This is a genomic window from Microcoleus sp. w2-18bC1 (genome assembly GCF_036700365.1).
Classification (GTDB): Bacteria; Cyanobacteriota; Cyanobacteriia; order Cyanobacteriales; family Microcoleaceae; genus Microcoleus.
In genome coordinates, this window is the sequence record NZ_JAUBOS010000015.1 from 83,926 (window position 1) to 105,972 (window position 22,047).

At 46.2% G+C, this 22,047-nt stretch carries 26 protein-coding genes; 9 read left to right on the top strand and 17 right to left on the bottom strand.

The genetic code is table 11. From position 1 onward, the window contains the following. Positions 1-205 precede the first annotated feature (205 nt). Positions 206-1,375 (top strand): exodeoxyribonuclease VII large subunit, encoded by a 1,170-nt coding sequence (xseA, locus tag QT979_RS11545; protein ID WP_333310003.1) that lies wholly within the window; start codon positions 206-208, stop codon positions 1,373-1,375. Further along, a complete protein-coding gene (xseB, locus tag QT979_RS11550) occupies positions 1,372-1,599 on the top strand; it encodes an exodeoxyribonuclease VII small subunit (protein WP_333310006.1) in 228 nt (75 codons plus the stop codon). The genes xseA and xseB overlap by 4 nt, the downstream gene beginning before the upstream one ends. Before the next feature lie 228 nt (positions 1,600-1,827). Here xseB and QT979_RS11555 read toward each other — a convergent pair whose 3' ends face one another. The 7 genes from QT979_RS11555 to QT979_RS11585 all read right to left on the bottom strand — a co-directional run bounded on the left by QT979_RS11555 (position 1,828) and on the right by QT979_RS11585 (position 6,791). After that, the gene (locus tag QT979_RS11555) at positions 1,828-2,115 is read right to left on the bottom strand and encodes a DUF5615 family PIN-like protein (RefSeq protein WP_333210975.1); all 288 of its coding nucleotides are present in this window, start codon (positions 2,113-2,115) and stop codon (positions 1,828-1,830) included. Between the two features lie 97 nt (positions 2,116-2,212). Beyond that, on the bottom strand, positions 2,213-2,473 hold the full coding sequence (locus tag QT979_RS11560; RefSeq protein WP_332943370.1) for a DUF433 domain-containing protein: 261 nt from the start codon (positions 2,471-2,473) through the stop codon (positions 2,213-2,215). A gap of 237 nt (positions 2,474-2,710) precedes the next feature. Then, a complete protein-coding gene (locus tag QT979_RS11565; RefSeq protein ID WP_333210978.1) occupies positions 2,711-3,565 on the bottom strand; it encodes a DUF1822 family protein in 855 nt (284 codons plus the stop codon). Further along, positions 3,565-4,533, bottom strand: a complete 969-nt coding sequence (locus QT979_RS11570) for a hypothetical protein (protein WP_333310009.1) — start codon at positions 4,531-4,533, stop codon at positions 3,565-3,567. The genes QT979_RS11565 and QT979_RS11570 overlap by 1 nt, the downstream gene beginning before the upstream one ends. 294 nt (positions 4,534-4,827) lie before the next feature. Continuing rightward, positions 4,828-5,037, bottom strand: a complete 210-nt coding sequence (locus tag QT979_RS11575; protein ID WP_333215835.1) for a CsbD family protein — start codon at positions 5,035-5,037, stop codon at positions 4,828-4,830. A gap of 328 nt (positions 5,038-5,365) precedes the next feature. Further along, positions 5,366-6,193, bottom strand: coding sequence for a PHP domain-containing protein (locus tag QT979_RS11580; protein ID WP_333208107.1), 828 nt, complete (start codon positions 6,191-6,193; stop codon positions 5,366-5,368). Positions 6,194-6,509: 316 nt separating this feature from the next. Then, positions 6,510-6,791: a hypothetical protein gene (locus tag QT979_RS11585; RefSeq protein WP_190740781.1), complete on the bottom strand. Its 282-nt coding sequence runs from the start codon at positions 6,789-6,791 to the stop codon at positions 6,510-6,512. Between the two features lie 118 nt (positions 6,792-6,909). On the opposite strand from QT979_RS11585, the gene QT979_RS11590 reads away from it, so the two are divergent. Both QT979_RS11590 and QT979_RS11595 read left to right on the top strand, forming a co-directional pair. Beyond that, positions 6,910-7,086, top strand: a complete 177-nt coding sequence (locus QT979_RS11590; protein WP_333215839.1) for a hypothetical protein — start codon at positions 6,910-6,912, stop codon at positions 7,084-7,086. Between the two features lie 176 nt (positions 7,087-7,262). Beyond that, positions 7,263-7,589: a hypothetical protein gene (locus tag QT979_RS11595; RefSeq protein ID WP_333310011.1), complete on the top strand. Its 327-nt coding sequence runs from the start codon at positions 7,263-7,265 to the stop codon at positions 7,587-7,589. Between the two features lie 151 nt (positions 7,590-7,740). On the opposite strand, the gene QT979_RS11600 is transcribed toward QT979_RS11595, so the two are convergent. Then, positions 7,741-8,208, bottom strand: a complete 468-nt coding sequence (locus QT979_RS11600) for a hypothetical protein (RefSeq protein WP_333310014.1) — start codon at positions 8,206-8,208, stop codon at positions 7,741-7,743. Positions 8,209-8,263: 55 nt separating this feature from the next. Here QT979_RS11600 and QT979_RS11605 point away from each other — a divergent pair, with 55 nt between their 5' ends. After that, complete coding sequence (locus QT979_RS11605) at positions 8,264-8,884, top strand: histidine phosphatase family protein (protein WP_333310017.1); 621 nt, start codon at positions 8,264-8,266, stop codon at positions 8,882-8,884. A gap of 60 nt (positions 8,885-8,944) precedes the next feature. After that, positions 8,945-9,316, top strand: coding sequence for a VOC family protein (locus QT979_RS11610; RefSeq protein WP_333310019.1), 372 nt, complete (start codon positions 8,945-8,947; stop codon positions 9,314-9,316). A 198-nt stretch (positions 9,317-9,514) separates the two neighbouring features. On the opposite strand, the gene QT979_RS11615 is transcribed toward QT979_RS11610, so the two are convergent. Together QT979_RS11615 and QT979_RS11620 are read right to left on the bottom strand one after the other, a co-directional pair. Further along, the gene (locus QT979_RS11615; protein ID WP_333164903.1) at positions 9,515-9,805 is read right to left on the bottom strand and encodes a hypothetical protein; all 291 of its coding nucleotides are present in this window, start codon (positions 9,803-9,805) and stop codon (positions 9,515-9,517) included. A gap of 42 nt (positions 9,806-9,847) precedes the next feature. Further along, the gene (locus QT979_RS11620) at positions 9,848-10,519 is read right to left on the bottom strand and encodes a phosphoribosyltransferase family protein (RefSeq protein WP_333310022.1); all 672 of its coding nucleotides are present in this window, start codon (positions 10,517-10,519) and stop codon (positions 9,848-9,850) included. A gap of 191 nt (positions 10,520-10,710) precedes the next feature. Here QT979_RS11620 and QT979_RS11625 point away from each other — a divergent pair, with 191 nt between their 5' ends. Further along, complete coding sequence (locus QT979_RS11625; RefSeq protein ID WP_333215851.1) at positions 10,711-11,397, top strand: uracil-DNA glycosylase; 687 nt, start codon at positions 10,711-10,713, stop codon at positions 11,395-11,397. Positions 11,398-11,494: 97 nt separating this feature from the next. Here QT979_RS11625 and QT979_RS11630 read toward each other — a convergent pair whose 3' ends face one another. Continuing rightward, positions 11,495-11,710 (bottom strand): hypothetical protein, encoded by a 216-nt coding sequence (locus QT979_RS11630; RefSeq protein ID WP_333310025.1) that lies wholly within the window; start codon positions 11,708-11,710, stop codon positions 11,495-11,497. Between the two features lie 248 nt (positions 11,711-11,958). Here QT979_RS11630 and QT979_RS11635 point away from each other — a divergent pair, with 248 nt between their 5' ends. Then, entirely contained in the window at positions 11,959-12,405 is a 447-nt protein-coding gene (locus tag QT979_RS11635) for a hypothetical protein (protein ID WP_333082147.1), read from the top strand. Between the two features lie 432 nt (positions 12,406-12,837). On the opposite strand, the gene QT979_RS11640 is transcribed toward QT979_RS11635, so the two are convergent. From QT979_RS11640 to tyrS, 3 genes are read right to left on the bottom strand one after another with little or no spacing between them, the layout of a single operon-like run. After that, positions 12,838-13,434: a hypothetical protein gene (locus QT979_RS11640; protein WP_333215855.1), complete on the bottom strand. Its 597-nt coding sequence runs from the start codon at positions 13,432-13,434 to the stop codon at positions 12,838-12,840. Positions 13,435-13,471: 37 nt separating this feature from the next. Then, positions 13,472-14,182: an orotidine-5'-phosphate decarboxylase gene (gene pyrF / locus QT979_RS11645; RefSeq protein ID WP_333215856.1), complete on the bottom strand. Its 711-nt coding sequence runs from the start codon at positions 14,180-14,182 to the stop codon at positions 13,472-13,474. Between the two features lie 42 nt (positions 14,183-14,224). Continuing rightward, entirely contained in the window at positions 14,225-15,457 is a 1,233-nt protein-coding gene (tyrS, locus tag QT979_RS11650) for a tyrosine--tRNA ligase (RefSeq protein WP_333310032.1), read from the bottom strand. Positions 15,458-15,767: 310 nt separating this feature from the next. Between tyrS and QT979_RS11655 the strand changes: the two genes are divergently transcribed. Beyond that, positions 15,768-17,687, top strand: coding sequence for a transglycosylase domain-containing protein (locus QT979_RS11655; RefSeq protein ID WP_333215857.1), 1,920 nt, complete (start codon positions 15,768-15,770; stop codon positions 17,685-17,687). A gap of 112 nt (positions 17,688-17,799) precedes the next feature. Here the strand turns inward: QT979_RS11655 and QT979_RS11660 are convergent, their stop codons facing one another. From QT979_RS11660 to QT979_RS11670, 3 genes are all read right to left on the bottom strand, one after another. After that, positions 17,800-18,123 carry a DUF1825 family protein gene (locus QT979_RS11660; RefSeq protein WP_006632589.1) on the bottom strand — a complete coding sequence of 108 codons (324 nt, stop codon included), beginning with the start codon at positions 18,121-18,123 and terminating at the stop codon, positions 17,800-17,802. A gap of 273 nt (positions 18,124-18,396) precedes the next feature. Continuing rightward, positions 18,397-18,990: a signal peptidase I gene (gene lepB / locus QT979_RS11665; protein ID WP_333215859.1), complete on the bottom strand. Its 594-nt coding sequence runs from the start codon at positions 18,988-18,990 to the stop codon at positions 18,397-18,399. 387 nt (positions 18,991-19,377) lie between these two features. Beyond that, positions 19,378-21,855 carry an ATP-dependent Clp protease ATP-binding subunit gene (locus QT979_RS11670; RefSeq protein ID WP_190733781.1) on the bottom strand — a complete coding sequence of 826 codons (2,478 nt, stop codon included), beginning with the start codon at positions 21,853-21,855 and terminating at the stop codon, positions 19,378-19,380. Positions 21,856-22,047 lie beyond the last annotated feature (192 nt).

A 22,047-nucleotide genomic window follows, 5' to 3' on the forward strand; every position in this document is an offset into this window, starting at 1 on the left:
GGCTCAGCCTACAAATAAATTACCTTAGATATACTACAATAGTCCGGACTATTTTGAGATCCTAGTCGGAAACCCTTGATTTTCCGTTAGGAAGTCGATTATGCAATCGCCCTGAAACCCTTATTTTACGCTTGGCAATCACACACTGTCCGAAGTGTTGATAGTAGCCTAAATCTAAAATCTAAAATCTAAAATCTAAAATTGGATGACTTCAATTCTTCCCGATACAGCTTTATCTGTTGCCGGACTAACATCATACCTGCAAGACTTGTTGGAGGGCGATCGCAACCTGCAATCAGTTTGGCTGACAGGCGAGGTGTCGAACGTTTCGCACCACCCCAGCGGCTGCTTTTTCACTCTGTGCGACACCGACAAAAGCGCTGCTATTCGCTGCGTGGTGTGGAATTCTCAGCGGCAAAAATTGGTGCAAATCCCGGAAAAAGGGGAACAGTTGCTGGTTTTGGGAAGCATCCGGGTTTACAAAAATCGCGGCGAGTACCAGTTGACAGTAGTGCAATCGCTACCGGCTGGGGAAGGATTGCAGGCTTTGCGGTTGCAGCAATTGCGATCGCGCTTGGATGCTGAGGGTTTCTTCGATCCCGCCAGAAAGCGCCCGATTCCCGCACACCCGCAAATTGTGGCCGTGGTGACATCAGATACAGGCGCTGCTTGGGGAGACATTCAGCGGACTCTAGCCCAAAGATATCCGGGTTTGCGGGTGTTGCTGTCGCCGACAGGAGTGCAGGGAGAATTGGCTGCTGCTGCCATTGCTAGGGCGATCGCCCGCGTAGAATTGGACGGTAGGGCTGATGTGATCGTTTTAGCGCGCGGCGGCGGTTCTGCGGAAGATTTGGCTTGTTTTAATGATGAGAGAGTTGTCAGGGCGATCGCGAATTGTGCGATTCCAATTATCACTGGTATCGGGCACGAAAGAGACGAATCTCTTGCCGATTTAGTAGCAGATAAACGAGCCCACACTCCAACAGCGGCGGCGGCTCAAGCTGTACCAATTTTAGCCGATATTTACTTTGAACACAAGCAGCGAATGGTCAATTTAGCAAACGCTGTACGGGCCAGATTTCAGGCAGAAGAAGAGCATTTACAACTATTACAAAATCGATTAAAACGCTTGCCTGCGACATCCCGAACTTTGCGGCAAGCAACTGGTAAACTGGAGGTATTGCAAGAAAAGTTATCCGCACTGAATCCGGCTGCCGTTTTGCAAAGGGGTTATGCGGCGGTAATCCAAAGTGACGGTACGATTGTCCGCACAACTGACGGTTTGGAATTGGGAGAAGAATTGACTGTGAGGTTGAGTCGGGGCGTGCTGAAAGTTAAGATTGTAGAAGTATTGGATGCGGAAGAAAAGTTATGATTGATTCGCAGTTGCGCCAGTCTGACTGGAATTATGAGGAAACGGTCGATCGAATTGAAGCGATTATCGATCGGGTGGAATCGGGAGAGTTGCCTCTAGAGGAGGTTTTCGAGCAGTTTGGGGAGGCTGTGGAGTGTTGGCAGGAGTGCGAAAGATTTTTGGCGCGGGGGAAGGAACAGATGGATTTGTCGATCGAGCTTTTGGCTGCGGAACCCGATTTTTAAGCGCAGATTAACGGGGATTAATGTGGATGAAATAGCGCGTTTTGTCGAAAGTCCGACAGCGGATTAATTCCCTGTCTAATAGCGAAAGTCCTCGCTATTAGGAGTGTTAAACTCATGATACTAAATCTGGGTTGGCTACCCCCTTTCTCCTTACCAAACGCCGAATCAGCATCGACATTCTTTGCCTAGAAACCGGGTTACTTTGCATAACTCTTTTATTTGAATCTTTTAGTCAGATTCATCTTCCGATATTGCTTGATACTCCAAAAGCTGTTCCCCTCGGATAATCCACAATTTACCCGTAACTTCTGCCGCCTCCAATCCGCGAATTAATATTTCTACTGCCGCTTGCAAATCTTGCGGTTTCGCTTGAGAAGGCAGACGCAGTAACACAACCCCAGAATAATCAGAAGGATTGTAGCGGAGGCGATTGCCAAACCCCCTATCCAAAGTCACCAAACATCTACCTTCCCTCCGACAGATATCAATCAACAATCCATCCGCTGTTGAACTCAAATTTTGTTCCCTTCCCGTACAGTCGCAACATCGTGGCAAGCTAAACGTAACAGCGAAACAACGCGGATGCTGCCCAAATTTTCATCAAGTTTTAACTTCACTTTAAAACTACCTTTTTTTCACCCACAGGAATTTCGACATAACAATCTCTTGCCAACTCAGCCCCATAAGCAATACAAGCCAAAACGTCTTCTCGTTCAATTCCCGGATATTCCTCAAGCAATTCTTCAAAAGTCATTCCACTAGCGAGAAAGTCAAGAATCAGAGAAACCCAGATGCGATGACCGCGAATACAGGGTTTGCCAAAGCAGATATTCGAGTCGATTGAGATGCGAGACAGTAAATTATTTTGAGTCATGTCTTTTCAATTACATATTTTCCATTGATTCATTTTAATGAATTTTACGATTGAGTTGCGGGGGCCCATAAACCGGGTTTGATGGACGACAATATTTCGTTTCAACCCGCAGATGTGGCCAAAAACCCGGTTTCTTCTGTCGGTGGGAATTCATAAACCGGGTTTGATGGACGAAAATATTTCGTTTCAACCCGCAGATGTGGTCAAAAACCCGGTTTCTTCAGTCGATGGGAACCCCTACAAGTCATCACCATCTCCCCAAATCTCCGCTAACTTCTCCAACAAATCTTCAGCAATCAGATTCAGTTCCGCTTTCACATCCTCCTCAATATCTGAAGCTTTCTCAACAGGTGAAGATTTATCACGAGAGAAAGATATATCTCTATTTCCCAAACCTCCACTGCTAGAACCACTTCCCGCTAAAGCCTTCCCCCCTTCATATCCCCAGTCAGATTTCTCACTACTGTGCAAAACTTTATTCAAAATTGCCACAATTTCAGAAATAGATTTGTTTTGCAAATTCTCCCGAACTTGTGCTTGTACGGGGTCATCTTCTCCCAAATCAGATAGCAACTCTTCAATTTCACCTTGCAACAGCGGAATTGCCAACTCAATCCGATCCAAATAATCCCACAATTCCTCAACTGGTTTGAGATTAGTTAGATAAATTTCTTCATTTCCCTCCTGAATTTCCACAGCCGGAATAAAGCCCAAAACTTTCACCTTATCGAAAGGTTCGGCAAACTGAACGACGATATATGCAATGCGGTTTCCTCGCACTTCCGGCAGAGAAATCGCCGATTCTCCAAGCTGAACCGGACAGCATTCTATCTTGCCAATCCCCGGCAAAACCAAATCGCCGACATCCAAAACCGCCCGCATTGCTGGATTCCAACTATCACCGCCATCAATATCGGTTTCCATTTCCATCCATTCCAAAAAATAGTTAACCGCCCAAACCGCCAGGGTGTTGAAATAAACCCGCTTGCCTTTTTGCGGATTAGCTTGCTCAGAAGCAAATTGCAGAGCTAAATTGCGGGCAGTTTGCTCCAGAGGAATTTGTAACAAATAAGTATCCATGCTATTCACCATTATTCCTCCGGTTGATATCCACATTCTTTAGCAATTCTATTGCCAATCTCTTTGACGAGTTCAAAACCTGTTCTTTTCCAGTGAGAGTTGAGCGTTTGATAGTCAATATTTAAGTCTCTGGCAATTACCGATAATTTATCAGGAGGGCCTTTCAGCAGCAATCGCACTGCCAGTATGTGACAATTGGCATCCGGTCGAGGGCGACGATTTTCGGGAGTGTTTGGCTGAGTCTTATCTATTTTTTCATTGGGATAACTGTTTCGCAGTTCTCCCGTCGGATCGTCTTCAATACACTGCCATAGTTTGCGACCGATGCGCTGCTTATTGTGAGCTTGTTCTCTCTCGATGAGTTGCTCAATCCCATTTTTTGTGGTATCGTCTATCGGTTGTTGAGCCTCAAATTCTTCCCCTGGGTTGCTCGTAATCGGAGTATCAAAACTAACAGTAAAAATCTGTTGCTGCATCCGGCGATATTGGTCATAGACCTTGTTCTTGAGAGTTTTATTGAACCGCTGAACTACTCGGGTTCGCAACACATCAACAGCGAGATTGTCGAGGTCAATTGCCCGCAAAAATACCGAAAGCGTTTTGATAAAACCGCAATAAGCTTCCTGCATCATTTCCTCTAAATCAATATTAGGATAAGGATGCTTGCGAATTCCGGGCAAATCGGGAATGAGTTGGCACAATTGATTTTTGAGTCTTTCTTTTTCCTGACTCCCCTCTGGCGAGTCTTTCAAGAGTTGTAGAAGTTGGCGTAACTGTTCGTCGGTGTTCACTGGCACGTTCGGATGACATCGAGATAATTCGATTTTCCCAGGGAAAATAGCGCTGTAACGTGCCAACAGTAACAAAGTCAACGAAATCGGTTTGAGTTCCCAACCCGTGGGTGGAAGCAACAAGCTGAAACTTGCCGCTACAGGAACTAAACCTGCTAAGGGTTCGACGGGGGTATCATGTCTCGTCATAGTCCAGTTTTTGCGTGTTGATACTCTGATATCGCAGGTTTTGGCGGCTTTATGCAGAATTGAGCAAAAATTTTTCGTAAAGGCAATGCGATAAGGACTGAAGTCCTTACTACGAAATTAATCCGGTGTAAAATTAACAATCATAGGGACTTCTCCACTGCGCTTTTGAAGGGATATCGCAGGAGTCACCCAGTTTATGCACATTCCAAAAATAAATCATATCAAACCCTATTGATACCAAAGGATTTGATATGAAGCGAATTCTATTAGCCAGGATTTGGTATAACGCAGTTTCTACAATTTGTCGATCGACCTTTTGGCTTGATCGGCCAGATTTTTCACCGCATTTTTTGCATCTTCTGCTGCGTGGCGGGCGGCAGCTTCGGCTTGTTTGGCTTTACCTTCAACCTGGTCTTTTCTGTTGCCCGTGATACTACCGAAAATTTCCTGAGCTTTGCCTTCTAAATTTTTGCCGATCGCCTTAGCTCTGTCTTCTGCACTCATAATAAGCTCCGTTTGGCAAGTTGCTATAGTAACATTGTAAAATCAACTCGCCTGCAATTGCCTTTAACTTCATATTAATTTATATTCTGCTTGACCTCGGTCTTCTTCTGATGACTTACTTAGTGCAAATTCCTCCCTCAAAAAGCGAAAGATTCCTTTTTTTTACCACTGAATACGTCGGCAAAATTCGTCATAACTGAGATGTTGCACCATTCTCCAGAACGGGCAAGATGCCCGTTCCACAAAAGATAAATTTTCTTGTGGAACAGACCGGAAAGCCTCTTCATAAAAGCCTAATTGAGAATGGTGCAAAATTAGTCCTAAAAAACTATTTCAAACTCGCCGCAGCAACTTTAATTGGTTCCAGTAATTCTAACGGCAAATGCAGCATATTCAATTGGGTGCTATCGGCTGCTTTCCTTTCAGGATCGGGGCCGTGATAATCGCTGCCACCAGTTGCCAGCAAACCGTAATGAAGACACAAATCTTTCAACTTTTGGATTTGGCTAGAACTGTGGGTGGGATGGTATACTTCAACTCCCATTAAACCCGCATCTACTAATTCTTGTAAAACTTCCTCAACACCGCCGCCGCGAAATAAATAAGGGTGAGCCCACACCGGTACTGCGCCGCAACTTTTCAGTAAATCAATGCCTTCGACGATCGAGAATTTCTCGTAATGAACATAAGCCGGGCCGTCATCTCCCAGCCAGCGATCGAATGCTTCCCGCGATGATTTCGCGTGACCCGCTTTTACAAGTGCAGAGGCAATGTGAGGCCGTCCCGGTGCCATTCCTGGGGATGTTTTTGGCAGTTCGATCGCGTATCCCATTGCTGCTAATTTTTCGACCATTTCCTGCGATCGGCGAAACCTTCCTTCCAGGCGATCGTTCAAAGGAACTCGCAACTTATTTGCATCGGGATAAAAACCTAAAATGTGCAGCGATCGGCCGTTGTGAACGGTGCTGAGTTCGAGTCCGGGGACTATTTCGATACCGTGCAAAGCAGCAGCAGCGAAGGCTTCATCCCAACCCGACATGGTATCGTGATCCGTGACAGCCAAGGCGCGAACCCCCGAAGACGCGGCGGCGGCTACGAGTTCGGCAGGGGTGAGAGTGCCGTCGGAATAAGTAGTGTGGCAGTGGAGTTCTAGCATTTTTTTCGGTAAGTTAAAGTCTGTGAAACCTGCAATTATTCCCCTCACTCATGTGACATATATCGTCATACTATTTTAGATTTTAGATTTTAGATTTTAGATTGGGAATGAGTGATGATATAAGGGTTGAGAGTTTGTCTACTGTTGCATTTTTTTTCAGAACTGGTTTCACGGCCAGCAACATTTTTTTTATTTTTATCGTTATTTGTAATAAATAGTTGCGCCTTTAATTTGTACACTTATGCTTATTCAAACTCTGGATGACATGGGTATTCAGCCCGCCTTTTCCGTTGAATTTGGATGGAGAACAGCTTAGCTATTTCTTGATTTCTCGCATTGGGTAAAGGACACCCTCTGGCAATTTGGGAGGAACCGGCGATATTTCAATACTTTGTATGTTGTGAACTGGGATAACTACCAGTTTATCTGCCAATTCGAGAATTACCGGGTCTGCTGTCAACATTTTGTGCAGGCGAGTGCCTAAAGTTGCTTGCTCTCCTACTGTTCCCTCTGGCGCAATGAACTGGAAGTGTTGCTGTTTGCCGTTGGTATAGTGGATTGTCAGATTGATAATTCCTTCTTGGTTGGTTGCTTGCATAATTTTTTTCCCTAACAGTCGATCGGGACTTCGCAAAATTAACAATAAATCAAAACTGGCGATCGCACCACCGTTGGAAAGCTCGTTGCAAAGCTTTTGACCAAACGAGGCTGTCGATATGAAAGTTCGCGTGCTGCTAATTTTATCACAAAAACTGTACGGAAACTCGCCAACTTACCTAGTATACAATTGGCAGTCGCGCTGTCTTTGCTCCTCAATGCGCGAGAGCCTTCGCCAGCAATATTGGGTCGATCGGGCTTTCTTCTATGCCAGTTGGCAAAGTGGCTCAATTTAGCCTCTCTAGCGACTTGACTCAAAGCGGTCTCAAGTCATACAGCAGCAGCATTTGAGCGCTTTGGCTGTCAAGGTTTTTCGAGGTGGGAACTGTGGAGGTTAGGATAGTGGCATTCTGCTGTCACTGCCGTAGAGGATTTTTTTATAAATTAATAACATAACATTCAGGTACAGCTTATGAAATCCACACTTTGTTTTCCCGAAACTTCTCTTCACTCTAACGCAGTCACTGTTAATAATAATGCTATTGACTCTTGTATCCTTGCAGCTTGGATTGACTTAGTAGGAGGAGATTTTGATAGCTTGGGAGGAGATGATTGGCTTCCCTTGTGCGGTGACATTGATGACGGCGAAATTTACCGGGAATGGTTTTTTTGGCAAGACAGCGAAGTGACTCAAGAGTGGGAAGCTTACGATCCAATTACTAATTATCGAGTTGTGGCACTTAGCCGAGAAATGATGATTGCTAAAATCGACCAAATAGAAGATTCCAGAAAAGTTTAGCTGTTCGGGATAACGTTAAATCTTGATGTTCAACTTTAATATAAATTCTGTAAACCCACCCGGTTTCTGTGCCTAAAAGCATTAAAGAGACCGGGTTTTTAAGACCACAACAGTAGGTTTGGGTTTATTTATACGGGCAAGACCTAATAATTTATGTCGCTACTGTTTTTTGTTTTTCTCGTTCTAATTTGCGCTGCTTCAACGCTGACAGATTTTGTTTGATTGTGTCGATCGCAAATCCAGCCTCTTGCTGTTGATATAATTCGCTGGCACGGATAAAATCTGCAACAGCCTCGTCATCCGAGCGCAAATTTGCAAAAGCTAAGCCGCGATTGTGGTAAGCTTCTGCCAAGGTTGAAACTTGTTCTACAGCGCTGGTAAATTTATCTTTTGCTTTGCGGTACTTTCCTGACTGATAAGCCTGAATTCCTTGTTGAAAATAAACGGAAGCTTTACTACCGCTGTCGGTATCGGGAAATTCTGGGTAAGTTAAAATTGGTTCTTTAAAGAGTACAGAAATGCTGCCCTTGCCGAAGTAAGCCCAAGTCATTGTTCCAAACCCAATCCCCAGCACGAGGGCAATAATGACAGACAGAGCAATAAAATTGGTGAGTTCCATAGAGCAATATTTGTTGTATTATAATATGATAAGTTAATTCTTAACTTCTGCACCAATGGCTGCGCGGATTTACCTTAACTGGAAATGGTTTTTCGGATCGCTAGCTTTAGTATTGTCGATCGGCTTAATGATTGCAACTACAAGTTCTGACGCAGCAACCAACCCGCAAACTCAAGCAGGGTGGCAATTTTTGCAGCGGGGTGAGAGGGGGTTGGTGGTAGCAATGCGACACGCGATCGCCCCAGGTACGGGAGATCCTGCTAACTTTAAGTTGGGCGACTGTTCCACCCAGCGCAATTTATCAGCACAAGGAAGAACCCAAGCCCAGCAAATTGGAGCCGAATTTCGCAATCGCAACATCAAAGTGGCCAGAGTTTTATCCAGTCAGTGGTGTAGGTGTTTGGAAACAGCAAAACTGATAAATTTAGGCAAAGTCGAACCGTTCCCAGCGTTGAACTCGTTCTTTAGGGACAGCAGCAAAGAAGCCAGCCAAACAGCAGCAATTCGCAAATTAATTGTTGACAACCGCAACACAAAAGGCGCGATTATTATGGTAACTCATCAAGTAAATATTACCGCGATTACTGATATTGTACCGCAAAGCGGCGAAGCTGTTATTCTCAAAAGCGATCGACAAGGTAAAATCCAAATAGTCGGACGAATTGGAGGATTTTAAATAGATAGAAAGTTATAATATTATTAATTTCCCATTCCCAATCACCACTTACCAATTTATATGAGTTTCCAATACAGCGCCGCCCTAGTGACTTTAGCCGACCTTGATAAGGAAGTTCTCGTTAAATTTTACACAAAATTTCTCGACATAGAACCAAACCCTTACATTCCCAATACTTATGCTGAATTTCAACTACCAGGCTTAAGACTCGGCATATTCAAACCAAAAGATTCCCACAAATCGGAATTTGCCAATCGAGCAAAAACAGGCATGAGTTTGTGCTTAGAAGTCAGCGATATCGAAACTGCGATCGCCCGAATTTGGGCTTTAGGTTATCCGCCCAGCGGAGAAATTATCAAAGCTTCTCACGGTCTAGAAATCTATGCCTTCGATCCTGCCGGGAACCGCATAATTTTACATCAATCCCATTAGAATGTAGGATGATGGCTAATTATTGGTGAACTCTCGCTCTTGGCTTCTTTTCCTTCGCGTCCTTTGCGTCTTCGCGGTTAGTTCAAAAAAACATCTAATTCACAACCCGCTGAGGATTGCTATATAAGTTATGCAATTGCTTCACCACCTTGGCAATCACCTTGTAAAACCCGCCTCTACCAATCAAAACGGCTTTAACTATCTAATCAGTTCAGCAAAACTATAAAAACTGATAATTAATAACAGCAAGGCTGTCAGGTGAGTTAGTTGAAATTGAGGCCGCGGGCCGATGGATTCCCGCACCAAAATTGAAAAAGACGAACCAATTATATAACTCAAAGACAGCGTTAAATACTGCCACTGCAATGTTACACTCCACAGCCCCAGCAACATCATCGCCAAAGTCAACATTACCAACTCAACAAAGCGAGGCGGATTGTGCTGAGTAGACAGAATCAAAGTGTCCAACCAATATTGCCAAGGTCTCATGTTTTAGCGATCGAGCTTTTGGATTTAGCCTTCTAGCTTAACCTACGCTCGCCATTCAGTTTGTTGCTGCAAACACCTTAAAGCCTCCGCCGTCTCAACCTGCGGAAATTGCCCATAAAAGCGACTGACACTGTAAAAAGGGTGAGGAGTCTCCAGAACGATCAACTTATCGGCCATCTGGGCCAAAAATCCCATCAAATCTGCCGGGGCGACAGGCGCGCAAATCCACAAAGCCATCGGTTGCTGCGACTCCAAAGCCTTAGCCGCCACAGCCATCGTCATCCCCGTCGCAATGCCGTCATCTACCAAAATCGCCAAAGCCCCAGCCGCGCTGATATTTGGGCGTCCAGGAGACAAATCTGCCAGCAGAGATTGAGCATTATTTTGAGCCAGGGGCAATGCTGATTTTTGCAAGCGTAAATTGTGCTGCTTTTGCTTTTCCCAGAGGACGTGACCATCAGCAGTTGCAGCGCCGATCGCCAATTCTAAATTATCTGGGCGAGTAATTTTCTTCGCAACAACCACATCCAAAGGACAGCCCAAGCGGCGCGCAATCGGCACAGCAACGGGCAAACCCCCGCGTGGCAAGGCGTAAACAATCGGTTTCACCGCCTGCTGTGTCATTAAACTCAACTTGCCGAACTCGTCCACAACTGCCTCGGCCAGTTTTTCGCCTGCATCGGCGCGATCGTCAAAAAACGGGTTAGAGAACATATTTTTGCCTGTACGAGCTCAACCAAACAATTGGAGATTGTGCCAGTGTTAATTGGAGATTATACGTGAGCGTAGCTATCCCGTAGCGAATCGACAGCATCGCACACAAGCTTGTAGCCAATCTCAAATCACCAAACCCGATCTAAACTATAAACTCTAGACTCGAAAAAATCTCCCTAATTGTAAAATGTATGTCCAGCGACTTGCAACTCAGCCTTTTTGACAACAATCAAAGTGCCACTTTCCAAACAGACTCAATACCAGCAAATGCCAAAATTCCCATTCCTCCCGGCACTTATCAAAATATGGAACAAATCGGCGAGCACTGCAACCGCTGTCACCGCTGCGAATTGGGCAACAGCCGCACTCACGCCGTCATCGGGCGCGGCAATCCTCAAGCCTCAATTTTGATTGTGGGAGAAGCGCCCGGACAAAACGAAGATGAAACCGGATTGCCCTTCGTCGGGCGATCGGGCAAACTGTTAGATAAGATTTTAGAATCCGTGGGATTGAGTGCAGAAACCGACGTATTCATTGCCAACGTCATCAAATGTCGCCCTCCCAACAACCGCCCTCCGACAGCAAAAGAAATCGAAGCTTGCAAACCTTACTTGCTCGAACAAATCCGCATCTTAGACCCCAAAATTATTTTATTAACCGGTGCAACAGCCCTCAAAGGTTTGCTAAGCGACAAGCGACCCATTAGTAAAATCAGAGGTCAGTGGATTGAATGGGAAAATCGTTTGTGTATGCCAATTTTTCACCCGTCGTACTTGTTGCGAAATCCCTCCCGTGAACCGGAAACTCCGAAATGGTTTATGTGGCAAGATATGCAACTAATCAAGGCTAAACTAGACGAATTCAAAGAGCAATTATAATATTTTTTGTTTGTGCTTTGTATGGGCGGGTTTCACGAACAATAATTGCCTAAAACAGATAATCTCTCTCGTAAACCCGCCCCCCACGGTAAATCCCTCAACCGAAAATTCCTGGCTTTTCTGATACCTCTGTCAGGAACAGGCAAGATGCCTGTTCCACAATAAAATTATTTTCTGTCAGGAACAGGCAAGATACCTGTTCCACAATAAAAATTATGTCATGTGGGGAGTAGGGGTTGGGCGTCTCGCCCGCCCGCAAGATGGGGAGCGTGTCATTTTTGCGATGAGTATAAATACTGGTTAACCCCACCATGACTTTTTTGCCGATCATCAGTATCAATAGTCGGGACAGTTTTTATATAGCCCAATGGCTTATGCTCGCTTGACTTTGAGCCACTATGGATAATTAAATTAATGTCAGCTCCACGCCTGACTTACATTTAATTCGACTTTTTTATGATCCTTGCCCCGCGTAAGCTTGTAGTATCGTTCCAAAAACTGTCCGGAGTATTGCAGTATAATAGGGAATAATTATCATCTCTTCCCACTTGATATATAATCATGAACAACTTTATTGAAGCTATTGGTGGACTAATAGGAATCCTAGCTTTTGTGAAAGGCATTCTTGAGTTCGTAGAGCTCAATAGGATAAGTAGATATGAGAAGTTTCATGAGATGAGCAAAAGATTCGATGAGAACGAGTCAATCCAGAAAGTCTGTGAGCTTTTGCATGATAGCTCTAGCAGCATATCAGTCACAAAACAGGAAAAAGAGGTATTTATCTGCTTTTTGGAAGAGATTTACTTTATGATTATGTCTGGTATAATGAAAAAGGAAATTGCACTGTACACATTTGGCTATTATGCAAGAGAAGCAATGCACAGCCAAAGATTTTGGCACGATCTTGATAGGGGGGAAGAGTATTACACAGTATTCCATAAATTCTGTCGAATGGTCTCTATCTTTGAGCCAAGCAAACTGGGAGTCAAGGAAACGCTGAAATACTGAGCACCATGAAGATAAATTCTTAGGTCACAATGTATTTTTGACTGTTATCATTTGATTTAGAATTGAGTATTTCCTAATTTAGAAGGTCAAACATATTCGGAATTTCCAACTTATCTATTTCCAGCTCGTGATTTATTAACAGCGGACATTATACTAGATATTATAAAAAAAGGTGTTATCAAAAAAAGAGGTACAAGTAATGACACAGGTATAAGTCCTACAACCATCGGCACTCCAACCCAAGGGTTAGAACTAACAAAAGACATGAAGCCGCTCCAATCCAGACTGTTAATTAGACCCCAACCAACAACCAACCGCAAGATGCCTGTTCCACAATAAAATTATTTTCTGTCAGGAACAGGCAAGATGCCTGTTCCACAATAAAAATTATTTCATGTGGGGTGGGCGTCTCGCCCTCCCAAAAAATGCAATTTAGTTGCGAGATAACTTATTTTTTGCATGACAATCGCGCAACCACAAACGAATAGCCTCAGCAATTTCGCTTTCACTATCTTGACTTAATAAAGGACGAATATCAGCCGCATTACCAAACCGAGAAACAAGTTTTGCCAATTCCCAACCGTTTTCCGTTTTAGTTAAAAACAACCAATGATATTGCTGAACTTCTACTCGTTTTCCCCCGCGATACTGCCGTTCCAAAGTAGTAATAAAAACTTGACTAGCATTTTCAGGAAGTGCATCTTCAAAAGTTAAAGGTAACGGTTCAAACTCCGGGCGGCCGGCTAAAATTATTTGAGGCAGCGCGTAACCGGATGGTGTGTTTTTGTTAGGAGAAAAGTGCGATCGCACAATTACGCGATTAGCATAACTCGGCAAATCTTGCAACAGGCGATCGACCAAAGTTTCTAAATCAGCGGGACAGGGCGATCGCGCTAACAAACCATACCGACTGGCATTTATACTGTTAGCATGATTTGTCACAAAATTAACTGCCAAAGTCGGGGTTGCAACCGCAGATATCAGCAGATAAACACAGATGAACGCAGATACAATTCTATTGGCGTTCATCGGCGTTCATCGGCGGTAAAAAACAACATTCATATTGTTATTCAATCTCTTCACAAATACGCGCAAAAGCCGCCACCGGATCGTCCGAAGCAGTAATTGGGCGCCCAATCACCAGATAATCCGCACCAGCTTTCAAAGCAGCTTTTGGAGTCATCGATCGCTTTTGATCGCCTCCATCAGCCCATTTCGGACGCACACCGGGACAAACTAACACAAAATCATCCCCGCAACTCATCCTTAACTGTTCCACTTCTTGCGGAGAACAAACCGCACCAGCTAAACCCGTTTCCTTAGCCAACAATGCCATGTGCAAAGCATATTCCGGCAACTCCAAAGGTATTTTCAACTCAAAAGCCAACTGTCGCGAATTCAAACTCGTCAACAGAGTAATTGCAATCAACTTAGGACTCGGTTTATCCACAGCCGCCGCCCCTTCAGTCAAAGCCAACTGTGCAGCTTTCAAAGCATCTTTACCACAAGTAGAATGGATAGTCAATAAATCCACATTGTACTTAGCAGCAGCCCGACAAGCACCAGCCACAGTATTCGGGATATCGTGAAACTTCAAATCGAGAAAAATCCGCTTTTCCCGCTGTTTTAAAATTTCCAAAATCCCCGGGCCGGAACTCACAAACAGTTCCAAACCCACTTTCCAGAAAGATACTTGCGGGAGTTTGTCAAGAAGTGCGATCGCCTCTTCTTGACTCGAAACATCCAAAGCAACAATAATTCGATTATCAGCGTTCATCAGCGTTCATCTTCAGTATTCATCTGCGGTTAAAAAAGAGATTCAAGACACCAATCGCACAAACTTATTCTTCCCCACCTGCAAAATCTTACCGCATAAATCAGCAGGTGATTCAAAAGTAAGATTAACATCAGAAACCCGATCGCCCTCCAACTTCACCCCGCCACCCTGCATCAACTTCCGCGCATCACCGCTGCTTTTACAAAGCCCGCTAGCACTGAGAATATAAAACAACTTAGCCGGAAACTGCACACTTGCCAAAGAAAACTCCGCCACAGCATCAGCTTGTCCTGCAGCACCTTTAACCAGCGCAATTGCATCTTGTTGTGCGCGTTCCGCCGCTTCCGAACCGCGATACTGGCGCACCACATCCACAGCCAAAAGTTTCTGTTTTTCTCGCGGATTTTCGGGCAATCCATCAAGTGGCAAATCTGTCAATAGTTCAAAATATTGGGCGATCGAACTATCAGCAATTTTCTCCAACTTAGAATACATCGTCAGCGGATCTTCCGACAAACCCACATAATTGTTCAAAGACTTCGACATCTTCTGCACCCCGTCAGTCCCGATCAAAATCGGCATCAGCAAACCAAACTGCGGTTTCATCCCAAAATGCCGCTGCAAATCTCTCCCCACCGCAATATTAAACTTTTGGTCGGTTCCCCCCAACTCCACATCAGCCTCCAAGACTACTGAATCGTAACCCTGCATGACTGGATACAGAAACTCGTGGAGGAAAATCGCATTTTCCTGCTGCATCCTGTTATCAAATCCCTCTTTAGCAAGCATCTGCTGCACCGTCATCGTGCCTAGCAGTTCCAAAATCTTCGCCATGTCCAATTTTGACAACCACTCGGAGTTATAGCGAATTTCCAAACGTCCGGGCGTCTCAAAATCTAGAATCGGACGCACTTGGTCTAAATAAGTCTTGGCATTTTCCGCCACTTGTTCGGCTGTCAACTGGCTTCGCATCTCGGACTTTCCTGTCGGATCGCCAATTCTTGCGGTAAAATCTCCGATGACCAGTACCGCTGTGTGACCGGCATCCTGAAAAGCTCGCAGCTTGCGGAAGCAAATGCTGTGTCCCAAGTGAATGTCCGCCCCTGTGGCGTCAATTCCCAGTTTGACTCGCAACGGTCGATCGACTTTTGCCAGCAGTTGGGCTAAATTTTCGTCAGGGTTGCTAGAATCAGGTCGATCTGGAAAAATCTCGCTGACGCCGCGGTAAAGCGCTGAAAGGTTAGGAGTTATCATCGGGGAGCGATCGTCCATCATATTATTTTGCCAAAGTGCAGCAGAATTAGTTACACTCACTGGTTGACGCATAAAAACATAACTATCAAGCTACTATAATCCCAAAGCTGACCGGCTTTCATTAGCTGACCCCGCCCAAAAACGGATACCAGCCCCCGACAACAGTCGTGGAGATCCCCAAATTTTAGACTCTTGTTCAAACCCCCAGATTCATCTGTGGAATAAATCTAAAATCTAAAATCTAAAATCTAGAATCGACTGACAGTCTCTAGGGTTCGCATCTAAAATAAAAAGTCTTAAACACCAAATCGAGTGAGGAAGTGAAATCCACGTGTCAACCAACGCAGTCCGCAATAACACGGAAAACTCAGCCCCCGTATTTGAGTTTGTTCAGTCAGTCAGTAAAGTGACCGCCGGAACCATACTCAGCATGACAATGCTTGCCAGTTCCGTAGTCGCTGGTGGACTGGTTGGCTTAGCGATCAGCTTCCGCAATTTGCCAGATGTTCGGATCTTGCAAACCTACTCTCCCACAGAAACTACCCACATTTACGACATCAACGGCAAGCCGCTAGCCAGTATCCACGACGAAGCCAACCGGGATGTCGTACCCCTTGACCAAATCTCCCCGAACCTGAAACGAGCTGTTCTGGCGATCGAAGATAGCAACTTTTTCACCCACAAAGGCATCAACCCCGGCGGGATAGCCCGAGCTCTGATGGTCAACCTAGAGAAAGGTAGAACCGTTGAAGGCGGCTCGACTATGACTATGCAGCTAGTCAAGAACCTGTTTCTTTCTCCCCAGTCAAAATTTAGTCGCAAGGTAGCTGAAGCGGTAATGTCTATCCGCTTGGAGCAAATTCTCAACAAAGACCAAATTCTGCAACTATACCTGAATCAAATCTACTTAGGTCACAACTTGTACGGCGTAGAGACAGCCTCTCGAAGCTATTTCAACAAGTCCGCAAGTAATTTGACTCTTTCAGAAGCAGCGATGCTGGCCGGCTTAATTTCTGCCCCCGAAGAATACAGTCCTTTCGTCAATTACAAGTTGGCAAAAGAGCGGCAAACAATTGTTTTAGGCCGCATGAAGGATCTTAAATGGATTACGCCCGCCCAAGAGACTGCTGCCCGCCAGGAAAAAATTAAGCTAGGCAAAATTACCTCTTTTGGTGGCTCTCAAGTTCCTTACGTAACACAAGCCGTAGTCCAGGAACTGACGAGGCGTTTCGGGCGAGATGCCGTGGTTAAGGGAGGAATGCGCGTTCAAACCACGATCGACCTCAAAATGCAGCGCATAGCCGAAGAAACCGTCAAAGCGTGGCACAATCGGCTTTACTACCAAGGGCTGTTTTACGATCGCGAGGAAGGTCAAATTGCCCTAGCCGCCGTCGATCCACGCACCCACTTCGTCAAAGCAATGGTGGGCGGCGTCGATTACGAAAAGAGTCAGTTCAATCGCGCCATTCAAGCACGTCGCCAGCCCGGATCTTCTTTTAAACCTTTTATCTACTACGCTGCCTTTGCTAGCGGCAAATACAGCCCCGATTCAGTTGTCTACGACTCCCCTGTCGGCTACCGCGACGGCGACGGCTATTACTACCCTCAAAACTACGGCGGCGGCTTCTCCGGTGCAGTCAGCATCCGCAGAGCTTTGGAAGTATCTCTCAACATTCCCGCTGTCAAGCTTGGCCAAGAAGTCGGATTGAATAAAGTGATTGAGATTTGCCGCGTACTCGGCATCAGAAGTCCGATGGAACCGGTGATTTCTTTGCCCTTGGGTGCCGTTGACCTCACTCCTTTAGAAATGGCCGGAGCTTTTGCTACCTTCGCGAACAACGGCTGGCATTCTGACACCACGTTTATCGTACAAGTTACTGACAGCAGCGGCAACGTCTTGCTCGACAATACCCCCAAACCCAAATTAGTTCTCAACTCCTGGGCGGCCGCATCTGTCAACAGCGCCCTGCAAGGGGTAATTAACAGCGGAACGGCAAGGGCTGCTCAACTTGGGCGACCGGCTGCTGGGAAAACTGGTACAACTTCCTCAGAACGGGATATCTGGTTTGTGGGTTACGTGCCACAGTTGTCGGTGGCTGTTTGGATGGGCAATGACAACTATAGACCGATGAGCTACGGTGCTACTGGTGGTACTATTGTCGCCCCTGTTTGGCGTGATTTTATGAGCCAAGCTTTGGAAGGCGTTCCCGCAGAAAGTTTCAAACCTGCTTCATCTTTTGAGCGGCCTTAATTATCAGTCATTAGTAATTGGGCATTGGGCATTGGGCATTGGGCATTGGGCATTGGGAATACTTTCTTTTTCTTCCTTCTTCCCTCTTCCTTCTTCCTTCTTCCTTCTGACACTAGGATTGTTTTTCCAGCTCAGATTTCATCCGCTCCAGCGTTGAGTTCATTTGCTCAAACATCTGCTGGGGCGTGATGCCAAATTGATTGAGCTGTGTTTTTAACTGCTCTACAGTCATCTGAGCCATGAAGTCCTCCGACAGCTCAAAGCGCTTCATAAAAATACGGTAGCGCTCCATCATTGATTCCATCTGAGCGATGAACATTTTCTTGCCTTCGCGATCGAATTTGCCGTAATTCCCGCCTAGTTTGATGAGAGATTGATAGTCTTCAAACAACAGCTTGGCTTCTTGCTGAACAATTTCTGAATCAAAAAATCCCATAGCTTTCCTAATTTTTTAATATTCTACTAATTTTGATCTAGGCGAGAAATCCCGCTGCTTTTTCTACTATTTTATCAGTTGCCGGAGGAAGTCCCTACCCCTTAAGGCGCAAGAATAAGTAGAAATTTCCGTACAGGATAAGGCATGGGAATGGGGCATTGGGCATTGGGCATCGGGCATCGGGCATCGGGCTTGCGATGACAACAGTCAACAGTCAACAGTCAACAGTCAACTGTCAACTGTCAACTGTCAACTGTCAACTGTCAACTGACTTTAAACTTCCCCGATGCGTTCTAGAGGCCAAAACCGCACTACAGCGCGGCCGATGATATTCTGCTTAGGTAAAAATCCCCACCTGCTGGAGTCGTTGCTGTTGTTGCGGTTGTCTCCCATCACAAAGTATTCATTTTCTGGGACGCGATAAGGCCCCCACTGATATTTAGGAGGTTCGGCAATATATTTTTCGACGAGGGGTTTGTCGTTGAGATAAACTAAACCTTTTTTAACGGCGACGGTTTGACCCGGTAAGCCAATTACCCGCTTGATGAATGCTTGGTCTTGGGTAAAGCCTTGTTCTTGCAACTTTTCGGGCGGGGCAAATACTACGATGTCGCCAGTTTTGGGAGGTTCGAGGTAGTAGGAGATTTTTTCGACTACGACGCGATCGCCCACGTGCAAAGTGGGTACCATAGAATCTGAGGGTATGTAGCGCGGTTCGGCGACCAAGGCTCGAATCACTATTGCTAAAGTCAAAGCAATAATCACTATCTGAAGATTTTCTCGCTGCGACTTCCACGCTTTTTGCCACCAGCTTGCAGGCGGATTTTCTGCTACTTCTGTACCCAAATTCTTTTTTTCAGATGTCATGAAAGTCCTCGCTATATAGTTGCCACTAATTATCTGATTAAGCTCGCTCAGCATTTAAATTGCATCTCAAGAAATAATCAAACCCTGAGCGAGCTGGGCACGCGAACCCGCCCAAAATATACAATTTAAATGCTGTCCAGCTTACCATTGAACTATGTCGCTGTTAATTACTAGACGTGAAGTGCAGGCATTCGCAAACAATCTTGGAAAGCATCTGCGGTTGCCCTATCAATCAAAGATTTATGCCATAACTCTCCTCTTGAGATTAACTCATAAAAAAGGCAGAGAATTTAAATTCTCTACCTTTTTTATGTGAGGTTTTTGAGTTTTTTGCGATCGCGAGATTGGTTATTTCCCAACTTAACTCGCGATCGCACCTACTCAAACTTACTCAGCGCCTTGGGGCAGCAATTCCCGCTTTTGACCTTGCAGCACCTTAACAATTCCGTCCTCGCCCACATCCACAACAGCGGTGTCGCCGTCTTTGATGCGGCCAGAAAGGATTTCCTCAGCCAAGCTGTCTTCCAGCAAGCGCATAATGGCGCGGCGCAGGGGTCGAGCTCCGTAGCTGGGGTTGTAGCCTTCTTCTACTAAGCGTTCTTTGAATTTTTCGGTCACTTCCAGGGTGATGCCCTGTTCTGTCAAACGACCGAACACTTCTTTGAGCATGATGACCGCAATTTCCTTGACTTCTTCCTTGTTCAACTGGCGGAAGACGATAATTTCGTCGAGTCGGTTGAGGAATTCGGGGCGGAAGTAGTTTTTGAGTTCTTCGTTAACCAAAGAACGAATGCGGTTGTAATTAGCATCGGCTTGGTTGTCGCTGAACTCGAAACCGAGACCGCCGCCGCCTTTTTCAATCACCTTAGAACCGATGTTTGAGGTCATAATCAGCAGCGTATTTTTGAAGTCTACGGTGCGACCTTTGGCATCTGTTAAGCGGCCGTCTTCCAATATTTGCAGCAGCATATTGAAGACATCGGGGTGGGCTTTTTCGATTTCGTCGAACAGCACGACGGTGTAAGGACGGCGGCGGACTGCTTCTGTGAGTTGTCCGCCTTCGTTGTAGCCGACGTAGCCTGGAGGAGAACCGATGAGTTTGGAGACGGTGTGCCGTTCCATATATTCCGACATATCCAGCCGAATCATCGCGTCTTCGGAACCGAAGAAGTAGCCGGCTAGGGCTTTGGTGAGTTCGGTTTTGCCGACGCCTGTGGGGCCAGAGAAGATGAAACTGGCGATCGGGCGATTGGGATTTTTCAAGCCAACGCGAGCGCGACGGATGGCGCGGGAAACGGCTTTCACTGCTTCTTCCTGTCCGATCAAGCGCTGGTGCAAGGTATCTTCCATGTGCAGCAGCTTTTCGGATTCGGATTCGGTCAGTTTGTTTACCGGTACGCCCGTCCAGCTTGCCACGATTTGAGCGATATCTTCTTCGGTGACTACTGGCGATGGGTCGGTTTCGCCTGTGCGGGCCGAGTCTGTTTTTTTGGCTTGGGAAATAGCGCGAATTTCGGCTTTGATCGTCATTTCTCGATCGCGCAATTCGCCGGCTTTGTCAAAGTCTTGAGAACGCACCGCTTCGTCTTTATCTTTGAGGACTTGGCGGAGTTCTTTGTCCAGTTCTTTGGCTGCGGGGGGCAGTTGAGAGTTGATCAAGCGAACTCTAGAACCAGCTTCGTCTACCAAGTCAATTGCTTTGTCTGGTAGGAAGCGATCGGAGATGTAACGATGAGATAGTTTGGCTGCGGCTTCGAGGGCCGTGTCCAAGATTTTCAGCTTGTGGTGCTGTTCGTAGCGTTCCCGCAGACCGAAGAGAATCTCGATCGTCTCGTCAACAGTCGGTTCGCCGACCATGACGGGCTGGAAGCGCCGTTCTAGGGCTGCATCGCGCTCGATGTGCTTGCGGTACTCGTCGAGGGTGGTAGCGCCGATACACTGGAGTTCGCCTCTTGCCAAAGCCGGCTTGAGAATGTTGGCCGCATCGATCGCCCCTTCCGCCGCACCTGCACCTATCAAAGTGTGCACTTCGTCAATCACCAAAATCACGTTACCCGCAGTGCGGATTTCGTCCATGATTTTTTTGAGGCGTTCTTCAAATTCGCCCCGGTATTTCGTACCGGCAACGAGCAAGCCGATGTCGAGGGTAACAACGCGCTTGTCTTCGAGAATATCTGGAATATCGTTGTTAGCGATGCGCTGGGCCAGACCTTCGGCGATCGCTGTTTTACCGACTCCGGGTTCGCCGATGAGCACCGGGTTATTTTTGGTGCGGCGACCGAGGATTTGAATTACCCGTTCGATTTCTTTTTGGCGTCCGACTACTGGGTCTAGTTTGCCATCGACTGCCATTTGAGTCAGGTTGGCACCGAATTCATCCAGGGTTGGGGTTTTGGTGCGGGCACCGCCGCCAGTGGCTGCGACTTCTGCGGTTTCTCCCAGCATCCGAATCACTTGGGTGCGGACTTTCGACAAGTCTACTCCCAGGTTTTCCAAGACTCTGGCCGCTACTCCTTCACCTTCGCGGATCAGGCCCAGCAGCAGGTGTTCAGTACCTATATAGTTGTGTCCGAGTTGGCGAGCTTCTTCTAGGGATAGTTCTAGAACCCGCTTGGCGCGGGGGGTGAACGGAATTTCGACTGCTACGAAGCCGGAACCGCGCCCGATGATTTTTTCCACTTCAATGCGCGCGTCTTTGAGGTTGACCCCCATTGATTTGAGGACTTTAGCTGCAACCCCGGTTCCTTCTCCGATCAGACCCAGGAGGATCTGTTCTGTCCCTACGAAGTTGTGACCCAGGCGGCGAGCTTCTTCCTGGGCCAACATGATTACTTTTATTGCTTTTTCTGTGAAGCGTTCAAACATGATTTATTCCCATCACCTGCTGCTATGTGCCCGTTTCGAGGTCACGCTCGCACAACGAGCGTTTGTGTTCGAGTGTTAACTCGTACTGCTTATTCTAGCGCGACACTCCCAACCTATCTGCCGCACTCGGCTGCGGTTGCAGATTCCAGGCTCATGTTGCAGGGTGGCTTTCAACTGGGAAGACCCAAATGG